Here is a 1581-nt window from a genome sequence, read left to right as displayed (position 1 = left end):
ATGGGGCGTGGAGGGCTTCGTGCGTCGCCGGGACCGTGAGGGTGCGGCGCGGGGGCCCGGTTGGTCAGTCGCGGGTGACGCGGAGGCGGTAGGTGTCGCCGGGGCCCTTGGCGAGGACGCGGAGGCGGATGCCGTTGTCGCGGTCGGTGAAGGTGTCGCCGGGGGTGAGGGTCGCGTCGGAGAGTTCGGCGTGGACGTTGGGTGCGTGGGTGCAGCCGCCGCTGTCGCGCCGGTGGTCGTGGACGGTGACGGGCCCCTGCCCGGTCTCGACGCCCGCCTCGACGCGGTAGACGAGGACACCCGGGCGGCAGACCAGTTCGTCGTTGCCCTCCTGGGTGCGGACCTCCACGGCGTAGCTGGAGTCCTCGTCGAGCGGGAGGACGACCAGTTTGGGGCCACCGGCCCGGGCCAGCGGGCTCAGCACGTGGTCGGAGGTGGAGTCGGAGCGGGCCGCGCAGCTGACCTGGCCGGCGTCCAGCCAGCCGAGTTTCCACTTGTGCCAGCCCAGCAGGTCGTTGTTGGCCCCCCAGTCCTCGCTCATGATGTCCCAGTGGCCGGCCGCCCCGCCGCCGTCGTGGGTGTAGAGGTCGGGCAGTCCGAAGACGTGGGCGTTCTCGTGGGGGAGGACCCGGTAGCCGGTGCGGCCGTAGCTGCCGGAGCCGTCGTCCTGGCGGGAGTAGACGAACGAGGTGTGCGAGACGGGGACGCCGTCGGCGACCGGGGCCTCGGTGTTGGCGGCGAAGGTCACCGAGAGCACGGTGTCCAGAGCGGAGGGGCCGGCGTTGGGGGTGACCAGGATGTTGAGCAGGTCGTACCGGCGGAAGTCGACGTCCGCGTCGGCCTCGTCGACGATGTCCTCGACCAGCCCGCGGTAGGACGGGTCGAAGGGCGCGCCGCGCTCTATCCCGTACTCCTCGAAGTCCTTCGGCATGCGCAGCCACCGCTTCACCGGGGCGTCGGCGCGGTAGTCGAGGCGGCCGTAGGAGCTGGTGCGGAACCAGTCCTGGGTCTGCGGGAAGAATTCCGCGTACCGGTCCATCGCCTCGCCCTCGCCGTGGGCGTCGGGGAAGTCGACCATCAGGGTCAGGGCGCGGACGGTGCCGGTGGCGGGGGAGTAGCCGGCCGGGGTGGGCACGCCCTCGGACATCTGGGCGTCCAGCCCGCCGCTGATCATGCAGGGGGCCAGTCCCACGGCGGCGCGGGCCGGAGGGACGGGGCCGGCCGCGGTCGGGTCCTCGGTGCGCTCGTTCACCGCGGAGGTGCACACGGCGAGGCTGAGGGCGCACAGGGCGGCCATCGAGGCGATCCGACGGGAACGGGTGAGGCCCGCCCCGTCGCCCGGTATGGAGCGGCGGTACACGCTGCGCGGCATGCTCGGCCTCCCACTCCGCCGTGGCGGCCGGTCGGTACACCGGGCCGCCCCTGCGATCACCCTGGGCCGAGCCGGTGATCCTCGCTCGCTGGGAGGGGCCGGTCGGGGGTTTTCGCGGAGAAGAGGTTTGGCGGAGGGCACGGGCGGGGCGACGCTCCGGACCTGCGGAGAAAAGGGCCGAGCCCCGGACGTCCACGGGGGGAGAGGAC

Annotated in this window: 1 protein-coding gene; it reads right to left on the bottom strand. The window is 73.3% G+C overall.

Annotation, left to right across the window (positions count from 1 at the left end; all coding sequences use genetic code 11):
* Positions 1-64: 64 nt before the first annotated feature.
* Positions 65-1372 carry a M6 family metalloprotease domain-containing protein gene (locus ACOV8S_RS00860; protein WP_448315333.1) on the bottom strand — a complete coding sequence of 436 codons (1308 nt, stop codon included), beginning with the start codon at positions 1370-1372 and terminating at the stop codon, positions 65-67.
* Positions 1373-1581: the final 209 nt, after the last annotated feature.

This window comes from Streptomyces sp. CO7 (assembly GCF_053474865.1).
This window is presented reverse-complemented; position numbering and strand designations above follow the sequence as displayed.

Excerpts from the sequence above, each read along its gene's own strand:
- ACOV8S_RS00860 (WP_448315333.1), bottom strand. The coding sequence starts at position 1,372 with ATGCCGCGCAGCGTGTACCGCCGCTCCATACCGGGCGACGGGGCGGGC.